The following is a 14,242-nucleotide window of genomic DNA, read 5'->3' on the forward strand; positions in this document are numbered from 1 at the left end:
CAGGGCCGGTCAGTACGGGTACACGCCGCCCAGACGCGGCGCCGGACCGCCGAAGCCCTCCGCCACCCGCTTGTGGTACGTCGCCCGGTCGACCACCTCCAGCCCGACGATCTCCCACGGCGGCAGGTTCGCGGTCACCTTGTGCTCGCCCCACAGCCGCAGCGCGATCGCCGCCGCGTCGTGCAGGTCCCGGGCCTGCTCCCAGTAGCGGATCTCGGCGTGGTCGGCCGCGTAACGGGCGGTCAGGAAGAACGAGTGGTCGTGCGCCAGCCGCTCCAGCGAGGCCCGTAGCGAGGACAGCGGGGTGGTCTGCCCGGCCACACTCAGCACCACGTGCCACAGCCGCGCCTGCTCCGGCACGCTGGGCGGTTCCGCCGCCTCCGCGCGCTGCGGCCGCAGCCCGCGCGCCCGGCCGGGCCCCTGCGGCGGCGGACCGGCCGGCTCGGCGGGGCCGTCCTCGCGCCCGCCGTCGATACTGGTCAGCCGCCGGCCCGCCGTCCCTCCGGTCAGCGCTGCCTCGCGCCTGCGTTCCACCGGCGGCCTCCTGTTCGGCGATCTCGTGTCGTCCCCACCGCCCCCGTCGGCCCCCGGCCGACCGGTACGGCTGCGCCCCTCCTCGCCCCTGGCCGGGCCGCTCCCGGTACGGAGCGGCCCGCGGACCGCACTGCGCCGTCCGGCCGGTGCCGGCCGAACGGCCGGTCAGCCGCGCAGAACGACCAGGTCGTCGCGGTGGACGACCTCGCGCTCGTACGCGGCGCCGAACTCCTGGGCCAGGTCACGGGTGGACCGGCCGAGCAGGCGGGGCAACTCCCTCGCATCAAAGTTGACCAGTCCGCGAGCCACGATGTGGCCGTTTTCGGCAAGAAGGTCCACCGGATCACCCGCGGCGAACTCCCCGTCGACCTTGGTCACCCCGGCCGGCAGCAGTGACGCGCCGCCGGAGACGACCGCCTCGACCGCGCCCGCGTCCAGGTGCAGGGTGCCCCGCGGACTGCTCGCGTGGGCCAGCCAGAGCATCCGGTCGGAGGTGCGGCTGCCGGTGCGCAGGAAGAGCGTGCCGGTGGGCCGCCCGGCCAGCGCGTCGGCCGCGTGGCTGGCCGCGGTGAGCACCACCGGGATGCCCGCGCCGGTGGCGATCCGGGCCGCCTCGACCTTGGTGACCATGCCGCCGGTGCCGACGCCCGCCTTGCCCGCGCTGCCGATCTCGATGCCGTTCAGGTCGTGCGGACCGCGCACCTCGGCGATCCGGCTGGTGCCGGGCTTGGCCGGGTCGCCGTCGTAGAGGCCGTCCACGTCGGAGAGCAGCACCAGCAGGTCGGCCCGGACCAGGTGGGCGACCAGCGCGGCCAGCCGGTCGTTGTCCCCGAACTTGATTTCGGCGGTGGCGACGGTGTCGTTCTCGTTGACGATCGGCATCGCGCCCATCGCCAGCAGCTGGTCCAGCGTCCGGTAGGCGTTGCGGTAGTGGGCGCGGCGGCTGGCGTCCTCGGCGGTGAGCAGCACCTGGCCGACCCGGACGCCGTACCGGGCGAAGGAGGCCGTGTAGCGCGCGACCAGCAGCCCCTGGCCGACGCTGGCGGCGGCCTGCTGACGGGCCAGGTCCTTGGGCCGCCGGTCCAGGCCGAGCGGGGCGAGCCCGGCGGCGATGGCACCGGAGGAGACGAGGACGACCTCGGGGGCGTCCGGGCGACTGCGCACCTTGGCGAGCGCGTCCACCAGGGCGTCGACCCGGTCGGCGTCCAGGCCGCCGGCCGCCGTGGTGAGTGAGGAGGAGCCGACCTTGACCACGATCCGCCGTGCGGTCAGCACCTCCTCCCGCAGTGAGTCCTCGCTCATCTCGCTGTACGCCCTTCCGGTTCGGTGCGGGTACGACGGGGCCGGGCCGGCCACCATGCCCGAAATCTACGCGATCCGCGCAGGTCACCCCCAGGGAGTTTCACCGGCTGGACCCGGCCTGGTCACGGGCTCGCCACAGCCCGGCCGGCAATCCGGATGGCTGGTATGGTCCCTGACCGAAAGCCAGATCGGGGGACGGCTTCTTGCCCGCTGTACCCACTCGTCTTCGACGTTCCCGTCACACGGGGCGGCGCCGCAATGGGCATGCCGGCAACGGTTCGCGGCCGCGCGCCCAGGAGAAAAGCGCACCATGCGTTCGTACACCACGAAGCTGACCGTCGCCGCCATGGCGGCGGCCACCGCCCTCTCGCTCGCCGCCTGCGGCCCGGACAACTCGGACCCGGCCGGCACGGGCGGCGCCACCGGAGCGGCTCCGGCGCAGACCGGCGCGGCCACCGGCGGCGCGGCCGGCGGTTCGACGGCCGCCCCGTCGGGCGCGGCCACCGGCGCCGCCACGGGCGGGGCCGCCACGGGCGGGGCCGGCACCGGCGGCGCGGCGACCGGCGGTGCCGCCGGTACGGCCGGCGCGTCCGGCGCGTCCGGCGGCGACGCCGGCGGCGGCAAGCTGCCGCAGGCCGGCACCTCGGTGAAGTTCGGCCAGCCGGCCAGCATCGACTTCACCGACAAGACGTCGAACGCCGCCGCCAAGCTGCAGTGGACCGTCACCGGGATCCAGCCGGGCTCGCTCAAGGACTTCCAGGACGCCAAGGCCAACACCGCAGGTCTGGAAGGCCGCGCGCTGTTCTACGTCAGCTGGACCATGACGAACATGAGCGACACCAAGCTGACCTTCAGCGACCCCGCCGCCAAGCTCAAGGTCTACGACGCCTCGGGCAACATCGCCATGGGCGCCGACCCGGTCGGGTCGACCCCGATCGCCAAGTGCAACACCCCGAGCTGGGCCGGCGCCACCAAGGGCGTCGCGTTCAAGGGCTGCTCCATCGTCAGCTTCCAGGCCGGCATCACCCCGGTGATGGTCGGCTTCGGCGACGCGAGCGACATCACCAAGGTCCAGGCCGCCTGGACGAAGTGACGTTTCGTCACTGCTGGACGAAAAAAGCGGACGGCCCCGCCACCTCGACAGGGTGGCGGGGCCGTCCGCGTCAGGCAGGACCGGCTCAGTGGTCCTCGTCGTCGTCCTCGATGGCGGCCTGCCGGCCGCTGGAGAGCGCCTCGAAGGCGAGGAACTCGGCCTCGGCCGCGTCCCGGCCCTTCTGCTTCTCGCGACGGCGGTCGACCGCCGGGCGCTGGGTCTCCATCCGGTGGTCCTCACCGCGGCGGCCGAGCATCTCGGCGCCGGCGGCCATGGTCGGCTCCCAGTCGAAGACGACGGCGTTCTCGTCCGGGCCGATGATGACGGTGTCGCCCTCGTGCGCCCCGATCTTCCACAGCCGGTCCTCGACCCCGAGGCGGGCCAGCCGGTCGGCGAGGTAGCCGACGGCCTCGTCGTTGCTGAAGTCGGTCTGGCGGACCCAGCGCTCCGGCTTGACGCCGCGGATGCGGTAGGCGCCGTCCTCCTCCTCGATGGTGAAGCCCGCGTCGTCGACGGCGGTGGGCCGCAGCACGATCCGGGTGGACTCCTCCACCGGCTTGGCGGCGCGCGCCTCGGAGACGATCTTCGCCACCGCGAAGCTCAGCTCGCGCAGGCCCTTGCGGGAGGCGGCGGAGACCTCGAACACCTGGAAGCCGCGCTCCTCCAGCGAGGCGCGGGTCAGGTCGGCGATGTCCTGGCCGTCCGGGACGTCCACCTTGTTGAGCGCGACCAGGCGCGGGCGGTCCTCCAGACCCCCGTACTCGGCGAGCTCGGCCTCGATGGTCTCCAGGTCGCTCAGCGGGTCGCGGCCGGGCTCCAGGGTGGCGCAGTCCAGCACGTGCACCAGCACCGAGCAGCGCTCGACGTGCCGCAGGAACTCCAGGCCCAGGCCCCGGCCCTGGCTGGCGCCGGGGATCAGGCCGGGCACGTCGGCGATGGTGTAGACGGTGTCGCCCGCGGTCACCACGCCGAGGTTGGGGATCAGGGTGGTGAACGGGTAGTCCGCGATCTTCGGCTTGGCGGCGGAGAGCACCGAGATCAGCGAGGACTTGCCGGCGCTCGGGTAGCCGACCAGGGCCACGTCGGCGACGGACTTGAGCTCCATCACGATGTCGCGGGCCTCGCCGGGCTCGCCGAGCAGCGCGAAGCCCGGGGCCTTGCGGCGGGCCGAGGCCAGCGCGGCGTTGCCGAGGCCGCCACGGCCGCCCTGGGCGGCGACGAAGCTGGTGCCGTGGCCGACCAGGTCGGCGAGCACGTTGCCCTTGCGGTCCAGGACCACGGTGCCGTCCGGCACCAGCAGGACGAGGTCCTCGCCGTCGGCGCCGGTGCGGTTGCCGCCCGCGCCGGGCTTGCCGTTGGTCGCCTTGCGCTTGGGCGAGTGGTGGTACTCGAGCAGGGTGGTGACCTGCGAGTCCACAGTGAGGATGACGCTGCCGCCCTCACCGCCGTTGCCGCCGTCCGGCCCGCCGAGCGGCTTGAACTTCTCCCGGTGCACGGAGGCGCAGCCGTGGCCTCCGTTACCCGCGGCGACGTGAAGTTCGACGCGGTCCACGAAGGTGGTCATGGTTGTGCCTCCAGTACGGATGAGTCTGCTTGCTGTCTGCGTAAAGCCGAAGGGTGGACCGGAACATTCCGGCCCACCCTTCAGTGTGAGTCAGGTACGACTCGATGAGTCCGCTGGGACTCAGGCCTCGACGGCCACGATGTTGACGACCTTGCGGCCACGACGGTTGCCGAACTGCACCGCACCGGCGGTCAGCGCGAACAGGGTGTCGTCGCCACCGCGGCCGACACCGGCACCCGGGTGGAAGTGGGTGCCGCGCTGGCGGACGAGGATCTCGCCGGCGGAGACGACCTGGCCGCCGAAGCGCTTCACGCCGAGGCGCTGGGCGTTCGAGTCACGGCCGTTGCGGGTAGAGCTTGCGCCCTTCTTGTGTGCCATATCTCGCTATCCCCTTACTTGCTGACCGAGTCGATGCTGGTGATGCGCACCGCGGTGTGCTTCTGACGGTGACCCTGACGACGGCGGTAGCCGGTCTTGTTCTTGTAGCGCAGGATGACGATCTTGTCGCCCTTGGTCTGGTCGACCACCTCGGCGTGAGCCTTCACGCCGGCCAGGACCCACGGGTCGGAGGTGACGGCGTCACCGTCGACGACCAGGATGGTCGAGAGCTCCACCGAGTCACCCGGCTTGGCCTCGATACGGTCGATCTCCAGCACGTCGCCGACGGCGACCTTGTGCTGGCGGCCGCCTGCGCGAACGATCGCGTACATGCGGTACCTACTTTCCCAACTCGGTCGGAACTCCCGACGCCAGCCACCTGGGTACGGACACAGGGGCCTCTCCCCGTTCGCTCCGCGCTGGGCGCGGGGCTCTCGGGAAGGTGATGTGCTCGGGAGCGCGGCGTAGACACGCCGATGTTCAAGAATACGGACCGGCCGCCCCTGGGGCAAACCGGCCCGTACGGCCCGGGGCGGGATCGCTCCCGCCCCGGGCGTGGGCACTACTCGGACGCCGTATCACCCTCGGCGGCCGCGGCCTTCTTGGCCGCCGCGCTCGTCCGCTTGGTCGCGGTCTTGCGGGCGGTGGTCTTCTTGGCCGCCGCGGTCGTCTTCTTGGCGGCGGTCTTCTTCGCGGCGGTCTTGCGGGCGGCCCGCTTCTTGGGCGCCGGAGCCTCCTCGGCGGGCGCCTCAGCCTCGGCGGCCTCCTCGGCCGGAGCCTCGACGACCACGGCCTCCGCGACGACGACCTCCTCGGCGGCCTCGGGCGCGGCCTCGGCAGCGGCCTCGACGGCGGCTTCGGCGGCCGGGGCGGCGGCCGCCAGGGCCGCCTCCAGGGCCGCGTCGGCCTTCGCCTGCAGCACCACGATCTCGGCGGCCTGCGGCGCACCCGCCGGAGCCGTCGCCTTGCGCACCGCACGGCGGCGCGGACGGCCGGCCGGAGCGGCGGCGGGGGCCTCGACCACCGGTGCCTCAGCGGCCTTCGGCGCCTCGACCGCCGGGGCCTCCACGGCCTCCGCCTCGACGCCCGGGACCTCCAGGGCCAGCTGGCCCTCGATCTCCTCGCGCACCGGCTCGGCGGGCTCCAGGAGCGCCTCGGCGACGGCCTCGGCCACCGGCGCCCCGGCCTCGACGGCCTGCGGCTCCTCGTGGCCCACGCCGCCCTTGCCCCGGCGACGGCGCTTGCCGCCGCCCGTGCCCACCTCGACGGCGGTGGCCGCCGGGGCGTGGACGTGGGCGCTCGGCTGCTCCATGTGGACGATCACACCGCGGCCGTTGCAGTGCACGCAGGCCTCGGAGAAGGACTCCAGCAGGCCCTGGCCGACCCGCTTGCGGGTCATCTGGACCAGGCCCAGCGAGGTGACCTCGGCCACCTGGTGCTTGGTCCGGTCCCGGCCCAGGCACTCCAGCAGGCGGCGCAGCACCAGGTCGCGGTTGGACTCCAGGACCATGTCGATGAAGTCGATCACGATGATGCCGCCGAGGTCGCGCAGCCGCAGCTGGCGCACGATCTCCTCGGCCGCCTCGATGTTGTTCCGGGTGACCGTCTCCTCCAGGTTGCCGCCCTGGCCGACGAACTTCCCGGTGTTGACGTCGATGACGATCATCGCCTCGGTGCGGTCGATCACCAGCGAACCGCCGCTGGGCAGCCAGACCTTGCGGTCCAGCGCCTTCATCAGCTGCTCGTCGATCCGGTAGGTGGCGAACACGTCCACCTCGGAGGTCCACCGCTGGAGCCGCTCGGCGAGGTCCGGGGCCACGTTGGAGACGTACTCGTGGATGGTCGTCCACGCCTCGTCGCCGGAGACGATGACCTTGGTGAAGTCCTCGTTGAAGATGTCGCGCACGACCCGGACGGTCATGTCCGGCTCGCCGTACAGCAGCGCCGGGGCGTTGCCGGTCGCGGCCTTCTTCTGGATGTCCTCCCACTGCTGCTGGAGGCGCTGGACGTCGCGGGTCAGCTCCTCCTCGGAGGCGCCCTCGGCGGCGGTGCGCACGATGACGCCCGCGTCGTCCGGGACGATCTTCTTGAGGATCTGCTTCAGGCGGGCGCGCTCGTTCTCGGGCAGCTTGCGCGAGATGCCGGTCATCGAGCCCTCGGGCACGTACACCAGGTAGCGGCCGGGCAGCGAGATCTGGCTGGTCAGGCGGGCGCCCTTGTGGCCGATCGGGTCCTTGGAGACCTGCACCAGCACGGACTGGCCGGACTTCAGCACCGACTCGATCCGGCGCGGGCCGCCGTGGCCCAGCGCGCCGAAGTTGACCTCACCGGCGTACAGCACCGCGTTACGGCCCTTGCCGATGTCGACGAACGCGGCCTCCATGGACGGCAGCACGTTCTGGACCTTGCCCAGGTACACGTTGCCGACGTACGAGGTGGCCTGCTCCTTGTTGACGTAGTGCTCGACCAGCACGCCGTCCTCGAGCACGCCGATCTGGGTGCGCAGGCCGTTCTGGCGCACCACCATCACGCGCTCGACCGACTCACGGCGGGCCAGGAACTCGGCCTCGGTGATGATCGGCACCCGGCGGCGGCCCAGCTCGCGGCCCTCACGGCGGCGCTGCTTCTTCGCCTCCAGACGGGTCGAGCCCTTGATGGACTGCACCTCGTCCGGGTCGAAGGACGGCTCGGTGGAGCGGCGGCGCGGCTCGCGCACCTTCACCACCGTGCGGACGCCGTCCTCGGTGGTCTCGGCGGTCTCGACGGCGCCGGCCTCACCGCTGCGGCGGCGACGGCGGCGGCGACGACGGGACGAGGACAGGCCCTCGGCCAGCTCGTCGTCCTCCTCTTCCTCCTCCTCGGCGACGGCCCGGGCCGGCTCCTCGGCGGCGGGCTGCTCGGCCTCGACGACCTCGGCGGCCTCGAACTCCTCGGCCTCGCCACGGCGACGGCGGCGGCCGCCACGACGGCGACGGCGGGACGGACGGCCGTCCTCCTCCCACTCGCCCTCGGTCTCCGGACCGGCGGCGGGGGCCTCCACGGCGGGCACCTCGGCGGCCGGGGCCTCCACGACGGGCGCCTTGGCGGGGGCCTTGGCGGGGGCGGCCTCCACGGGTGCCTTGGCGGCGGGCTTGCGGCGGCTCGGCTCGATCCGGGTGCGGACCCGGCGGCGGCGGCCGACACCGCTGTACTCGTACTCGTCCTCCTCCGAGCGCTGCTCGGCGGCGGCGGCCGGGGCCTCGACCTGAGCCGCGGCGGCGGCGGGCTGCTGCGGCGCGGCCGGGGCGACGTAGGGGGCGGGCTCCTGGAACACCGGGGCCTGGAAGACCGCGGTGGCCGGGCGGACGGCGCGGCGGCGCACCCGGTGGTGCGGCTCGGCCTCGGCGGCCGGGGCGGGGGCGGCGACCGGCTCGGCGGCGGCCGGAGCCTCGGCGGCCTCGACGGCCTCCTCGGGCTCCTCCTCGACGGCGGGCTCCTCGGCCACCGGCTCCTCGACCGGGGCCTCGACCACCGGCGCGGCCTCGACCACGCGACGGCGACGGGCACGGCGGGCGGGAGCGGCCGGGGCCTCCTCTGCCACCGGCTCGGCGACGGGGGCCGGGGCCTCGACGACCGCCGGCTCCTCGGCCACCGGAGCCTCGGCAACGGGCGCCTCGGCCCGCTTGCGGGTCCGACGGGCCCGAGCGGGCTTCTCCGCCTTCTCGTCCGCCTGAGCGGCCTTCGGCTCGGCCTTCTTCTCGGCCTTCGCGGCGGCCGGCTCCTCGACGGCAGCCGCCGCGGCCTCCGGCGCGGTCACGACGATCTCGGTGGCCTCCGGCGCACCCGCCGGGGCCTCGGCCCGCTTGCGGGTCCGGCGGGCCCGGACCGGCTTCTCCGCCACCGGGGCGGCCTCGGCCGCCGGGGCTGCGGCGGCGGGCGTCTCATTCGCCTCGACCGGCAGGACCGTCTCGGCCGCCTCGGCGGCCGCACCCTGCGGGGTGCCCGCCGGGCGGGACACCGCCCGGCGACGACGGCGCGGCGGCGCGGCGGACGCGCCCTCGCCACCGGTCGCGGCGGTTTCGTTCTGTTCCGTCGCAGACTGCTGCGGATCGGTGTTATCGAGCATGCGGGTGGATCTCCCGTCAGGCCCCCGGGCTCCGCATCCGGGCACGGCGCGGCACCAGTGGGACGGCCGGCATCGCGAGGATGCTCGGGCCGGACCCTTTGACGGTGCCGCCGTGCGGACGCGAGGCCGCACAGGGGCTCGTAGTCTCGCTCGGCGCCCCGCGTTCGGCGGGGTGTCGAAAAGTCTTCTGGTCTGACCAGTCTTCTGAGGTTTTCCCAAGCTGAGCCGTCCCCCAACCCCGGGTGGCTCCCGGACGGGGCCCCGGGCCCACCGACCGTCCTGGTCGGCGGGCCTCGAGTGGCCGGCCTGTGCTGCGACGACGCTCGCTCCCCTGGGGAGCCGCGGGAACCCTGGAGGACCGTCGGGTCCAGTGAGGCACTGAACCCGGCCTCCGCCCCCTAGGCGGACGCGGTAGCGCGCGGCCCGGCAGCCGTTTCTCAGCCGGCCGGGGCCGCGGCGCGGTCGAGCGCCAGCGGGTCGGTCACCGTGCCCGACTCCTCGTCGAGCGGCCCCTGCGCCAGCCTGGTCACCTCTGCGGGGACCGGCGGCGCCAGGTCGGCCGTCGCACGGAGACCGGACAATACGTCGTCGGGTCGTACGGCGGGTGTGGCGTGTCGTACTACCAGGCGCAGTATCGCACAGGGACGGCCGGTCCGAACATCGCGGTCGTTTCCGGCGGCCGTGTCCGTACCACCGTCGACCTGCGGCTCGACGGTGTCGAGTGCCGCCACCGCACCGCGCGCGTCGAAGACCCGCACGCCGTTCTTGGTCCGGCGCTCGACCTCGACCTTCTCCTCGGCGAGGAACTTGCGGACCGCCTGAACCGCCTCGGCCGGCTCGACACCGTCCAGGCGCACCAGCCACTCGGAGGCCTCCAGGCGCTCCACGAAGTTCGGCGTCCGGACCTCGACCGCGTCGATCACGTCCAGGCCGGCGGGCAGCGACTCGTCCAACTGCGCCCGCAGCTGCTCGGGGTCGCGCACGGCGGCCAGACCGATCTCCAGGTACTCCGCCTCACTCGCCACCCCGGTCGGGGCGGCGTTGGCGTAGGACACCTTCGGGTGCGGGGTGAAGCCGGCCGAGTAGGCCATCGGAACGGCCGACCGGCGCAGGGCGCGCTCGAAGGCGCGCTGGAAGTCACGGTGGCTGGTGAAGCGGAGCCGGCCGCGCTTGGTGTAGCGGAGACGAATCCGCTGCACCGTCGGCGCGGGCGGCGGACCGTCGGGCGTACGGCGTGCCAGGGTCGCTCAGTCCTTTAGTCAATTTTCCCCGTCCGGCGCGGCGCATTCCCGCCACTGCCCGGACTCTGTCACCTCAAAGGGTACGCGCCCCGCCACCTCCCTCGCTCCGCCCCTGGTCAGCCCCCACGCCCGACCCCGCCCGGAACGCCCCGCAGCACGATCCCCGTCAAAACCACAAGAGCCCTCCCCGACAGCATCGGGGAGGGCTCCACACACGGCCTCAGAAGCCGCAAGGCCGTGAAGTAAGTCACACAGCTCGGCTACTTGTTCACCACCGTCAGCGGCAGCATCTTCTTCCCGGTGGGGCCGATCTGGATGTGGGTGTCCATCTGCGGGCACACGCCGCAGTCGAAGCAGGGCGTCCAGCGGCAGTCGTCGACCTCGACCTCCTCCAGGGCGTCCTGCCAGTCCTCCCACAGCCAGTCCTTGTCGAGGCCGCTGTCCAGGTGGTCCCAGGGCAGCACCTCCTCGTAGGAGCGCTCGCGGGTGGTGTACCAGTCGACGTCGACGCCGGTGCCGGCCAGGCCCTTCTCGGCGGAGGCCATCCAGCGGTCGTACGAGAAGTACTCGCGCCAGCCGTCGAAGCGGCCGCCGTCCTCGTAGACCGCGCGGATGATCGCGCCGACGCGGCGGTCGCCGCGGGAGAGCAGGCCCTCGACGATGCCGGGCTTGCCGTCGTGGTAGCGGTAGCCGATGTTCTTGCCGTACTTGCGGTCGCCGCGGATCGAGTCGCGCAGCTTGGCCAGGCGGGCGTCGGTGGCCTCGGCGGACAGCTGCGGGGCCCACTGGAACGGGGTGTGCGGCTTGGGCACGAACCCGCCGATGGAGACGGTGCAGCGGATGTCGTTCTGGCCGGTGACCTCGCGGCCCTTCTGGATGACGTTCTTCGCCATCTCGCCGATCTGGAGCACGTCCTCGTCGGTCTCGGTGGGCAGGCCGCACATGAAGTACAGCTTCACCTGGCGCCAGCCGTTGCCGTAGGCGGTGGCGACGGTGCGGATCAGGTCCTCCTCCGACACCATCTTGTTGATCACCTTGCGCATGCGCTCGCTGCCGCCCTCGGGGGCGAAGGTGAGGCCCGAGCGGCGCCCGTTGCGGGACAGCTCGTTGGCGAGGTCGATGTTGAAGGCGTCGACGCGGGTGGACGGCAGCGACAGGCCGATCTTGTCCTCGGTGTAGCGGTCGGCCAGGCCCTTGGCGATGTCGCCGATCTCGGTGTGGTCGGCGCTGGACAGCGACAGCAGGCCGACCTCCTCGAAGCCGGTCGCCTTGAGCCCTCGCTCGACCATCTCGCCGATGCCGGTGATGCTTCGCTCCCGCACGGGGCGCGTGATCATGCCGGCCTGGCAGAAGCGGCAGCCGCGGGTGCAGCCGCGGAAGATCTCCACGGACATCCGCTCGTGCACCGTCTCGGCCAGCGGGACGAGCGGCTGCTTCGGGTACGGCCACTCGTCGAGGTCCATCACGGTGTGCTTGGACACCCGCCACGGCACGCCCGGGGCGTTCGGCACGACGCGGCCGATCCGGCCGTCGGCCAGGTACTCCACGTCGTAGAACTTCGGCACGTACACCCCGCCGGTGCGGGCCAGGCGCAGCAGCAGTTCGTCGCGCCCGCCCGGGCGGCCCTCGGCCTTCCAGGCGCGGATGATCTCCGTGATGTCGAGCACGGCCTGCTCGCCGTCGCCGATCACCGCGCAGTCCAGGAAGTCCGCGATCGGCTCCGGGTTGAAGGCCGCGTGGCCGCCGGCGAGGACGATCGGGTCCTCGTCGGTGCGGTCCTTGGCCTCCAGCGGGATGCCGGCCAGATCGAGCGCGGTCAGCATGTTGGTATAGCCGAGCTCGGTGGAGAAGGACAGCCCGAACACGTCGAAGGCCTTCACCGGGCGGTGGGCGTCCACCGTGAACTGCGGGACGCGGTGCTCGCGCATCAGCGCCTCGAGGTCCGGCCAGACGCTGTAGGTGCGCTCGGCCAGCACGCCCTCGCGCTCGTTCAGCACCTCGTAGAGGATCATGACGCCCTGGTTGGGCAGCCCGACCTCGTAGGCGTCGGGGTACATCAGCGCCCAGCGGACGTCGCAGGCGTCCCAGTCCTTGACGGTCGAGTTGAGCTCGCCGCCGACGTACTGGATCGGCTTCTGGACGTGCGGGAGGAGTGCCTCCAGGCGTGGGAAGACCGATTCGACAGTCATGTACTAGGAACCCTTACGACGTGATTCGGTGCCGCGAGTCGGCACGGGAGGGGTGACCCTCAAGGGTAGCCCAATCCGGGGATCGACCCGCCTGCGCCGGAAGCCGTTCCCCGCACGCTCCGGCGCGATCCGCGCCCGCCGGTGACCGCCCCGGCACGTGCGGTGCGCGCCCGCCGCCCGGCGCGGTCCGCCGTTGACACGCCCGGACGGCCCGTGCGGTACTGACAGGGCCCTGCTCAAGGCCCTGCACCCCTTCCGAAGACGGGAGTTGGGTCGTACGCTCGGCCAACGCCGACTCCCCCGGCGGCCCGCTCGCCCCAGCACGCCCTCCCCCGTCCCCGCGAGGCCCCGTCCCCCGGCCCCGCAGAGCCCCTCCCCGGCCCGCAGGCCGCGTCCGGGGCGCAGCACGCCCGCGCCCCGGCAGCCGTGCGACCGGTCGCAAGGAGAACCATGACCGACACCGGTCGGCGGGTCCGGCCCATGTCCCCGCGGACCCTCGACGCCCGGCCGGCCCGCTACCCCACCCCGGCCCAGGCCGAATGCGTAGCCCGGCGGCTCGCCCTGCGCCACCCGGACCGCTGCCGCCTGCGCGAGGTGGGCCGGTCCCGGGCCGGACGCCCGCTGCTGCTGCTCTCGGTGGACCGGGGGCCGCGCGCCGTGCTGGTGGTCGGCGGCCCGCACCCGAACGAGCCGATCGGCACCGCCGCCGCCGTCCGGCTGGCCGAGGTGCTGCTGGAGCGCCCCGCCCGGCCCGGCCTGTCCTGGCACCTGCTGCTGTGCCTGGACCCGGACGGCGCCGCGCTCAACGTCGGCTGGCTGGACGGCCCGCTCACCATGCGCCGCCACTACGAGCACTTCTTCCGCCCCTCCTTCGAGGAGCAGCCCGAGCTGCTGCCCGCCCCCGGCTCCGGCCGCCCGCCGATGCCGGAGAGCGTGGCGCTGACCGGACTGATCGACGAGCTGCGCCCCTTCCTCCAGTGCTCGCTGCACGGGGTGGACTTCGGCGGCGCCTTCGTCCAGCTGACCGGCCCGGTCCGCGGCCTGGCCGAGCGCTTCGCCCGCTCCGCAGGCCGGGCCGGCATCCCGCTCGACGTGGACTCCTACGACGCCATCGGATGGTCCAGCCCGGCCCCCGGCACCTATCTGATGCCGGCGCCCGGCAGCCCGGGCACCTCCCGGGCGCTGCCGGACGAGCCCGAGCTGTCCACCTGGTCCTACGCGGCCCGGTACGGCGCGGTGACCGCCGTCCTGGAGGTCCCGATGTGGGCCGTGGACGCGGTCGGCGACGCCCGCACCCACCCGGCCGGGCCGCAGGCCGTCGGCGAGGCCGCCCGGCAACTCACCGCCCGCGCCGAGGAGCTCACCGCCCTGCTCGCCCGCGTCCCGGCACAGGCCTGGGAGGCGTACGGCCCGCTGGCGCGCACCGCCGAGTTCAACCTGGCGGTGGCCCCGCGGGTGGCCGCCGAGTGGCTGGAGCTGTGGTGCCCGGGGCCGCTGAGCTCCGCCCGGGCGACCACCGCCGGACTGGTCGCGGCCCGGCTGCCGCTGCGGGTCGCCTCGATCCTGCTGCGGCTGCTCGCCGACGCCCGCGGCCCGGCCGCCGAGGCCGCCCGCGAGCGCGCCCGGTCCGTCGTGGCGGACAGCCTGGACCGGCTGCGCCACCGCTTCGGTGCCCGCTGGGTCCCGGTCCAGGAGCAGCTGGCGCACCAGACCCGGGCGATCCTCACCGCCGCCGACTGCCTGCTGCAGCCGATCTGACGGCTCGTCAACTTGTCATCAGCGCAAGGAAAAGGGGCCGGCCCGGGAGTTCCCGGACCGGCCCCGACCGTCGAACGC

General features: G+C 73.7%; 10 protein-coding genes. 2 read left to right on the forward strand and 8 right to left on the reverse strand.

All coding sequences use genetic code 11. The annotated features are described in order from the left end of the window. Positions 1 to 9: 9 nt before the first annotated feature. Both ACIG5E_RS26260 and proB read right to left on the reverse strand, forming a co-directional pair. Positions 10 to 534: a hypothetical protein gene (locus ACIG5E_RS26260; RefSeq protein ID WP_396537283.1), complete on the reverse strand. Its 525-nt coding sequence runs from the start codon at positions 532 to 534 to the stop codon at positions 10 to 12. 165 nt (positions 535 to 699) lie between these two features. Continuing rightward, positions 700 to 1,836, reverse strand: a complete 1,137-nt coding sequence (gene proB / locus ACIG5E_RS26265; RefSeq protein ID WP_396537285.1) for a glutamate 5-kinase — start codon at positions 1,834 to 1,836, stop codon at positions 700 to 702. A 310-nt stretch (positions 1,837 to 2,146) separates the two neighbouring features. On the opposite strand from proB, the gene ACIG5E_RS26270 reads away from it, so the two are divergent. Next, positions 2,147 to 2,929, forward strand: a complete 783-nt coding sequence (locus tag ACIG5E_RS26270; RefSeq protein WP_396537287.1) for a hypothetical protein — start codon at positions 2,147 to 2,149, stop codon at positions 2,927 to 2,929. Between the two features lie 85 nt (positions 2,930 to 3,014). Here ACIG5E_RS26270 and obgE read toward each other — a convergent pair whose 3' ends face one another. The 6 genes from obgE to ACIG5E_RS26300 all read right to left on the reverse strand — a co-directional run bounded on the left by obgE (position 3,015) and on the right by ACIG5E_RS26300 (position 12,406). Then, positions 3,015 to 4,493 (reverse strand): GTPase ObgE, encoded by a 1,479-nt coding sequence (gene obgE, locus ACIG5E_RS26275; protein ID WP_396537289.1) that lies wholly within the window; start codon positions 4,491 to 4,493, stop codon positions 3,015 to 3,017. A gap of 120 nt (positions 4,494 to 4,613) precedes the next feature. After that, a complete protein-coding gene (gene rpmA / locus ACIG5E_RS26280) occupies positions 4,614 to 4,871 on the reverse strand; it encodes a 50S ribosomal protein L27 (RefSeq protein ID WP_030058248.1) in 258 nt (85 codons plus the stop codon). 14 nt (positions 4,872 to 4,885) lie between these two features. Further along, positions 4,886 to 5,203, reverse strand: coding sequence for a 50S ribosomal protein L21 (gene rplU, locus ACIG5E_RS26285; RefSeq protein WP_030233759.1), 318 nt, complete (start codon positions 5,201 to 5,203; stop codon positions 4,886 to 4,888). 230 nt (positions 5,204 to 5,433) lie between these two features. Then, complete coding sequence (locus tag ACIG5E_RS26290) at positions 5,434 to 8,976, reverse strand: ribonuclease E/G (protein ID WP_396537291.1); 3,543 nt, start codon at positions 8,974 to 8,976, stop codon at positions 5,434 to 5,436. A 437-nt stretch (positions 8,977 to 9,413) separates the two neighbouring features. Continuing rightward, complete coding sequence (locus tag ACIG5E_RS26295) at positions 9,414 to 10,175, reverse strand: TIGR03936 family radical SAM-associated protein (protein ID WP_396537293.1); 762 nt, start codon at positions 10,173 to 10,175, stop codon at positions 9,414 to 9,416. Between the two features lie 302 nt (positions 10,176 to 10,477). Then, a complete protein-coding gene (locus ACIG5E_RS26300) occupies positions 10,478 to 12,406 on the reverse strand; it encodes a TIGR03960 family B12-binding radical SAM protein (protein WP_396537295.1) in 1,929 nt (642 codons plus the stop codon). A 450-nt stretch (positions 12,407 to 12,856) separates the two neighbouring features. Here ACIG5E_RS26300 and ACIG5E_RS26305 point away from each other — a divergent pair, with 450 nt between their 5' ends. Then, positions 12,857 to 14,164: a M14 family zinc carboxypeptidase gene (locus ACIG5E_RS26305; RefSeq protein WP_396537297.1), complete on the forward strand. Its 1,308-nt coding sequence runs from the start codon at positions 12,857 to 12,859 to the stop codon at positions 14,162 to 14,164. The last annotated feature ends 78 nt before the right edge of the window (positions 14,165 to 14,242 follow it).

Origin of the sequence: Kitasatospora sp. NPDC053057, from assembly GCF_044546945.1 — a bacterium.
Taxonomy (GTDB): Bacteria; Actinomycetota; Actinomycetes; order Streptomycetales; family Streptomycetaceae; genus Kitasatospora.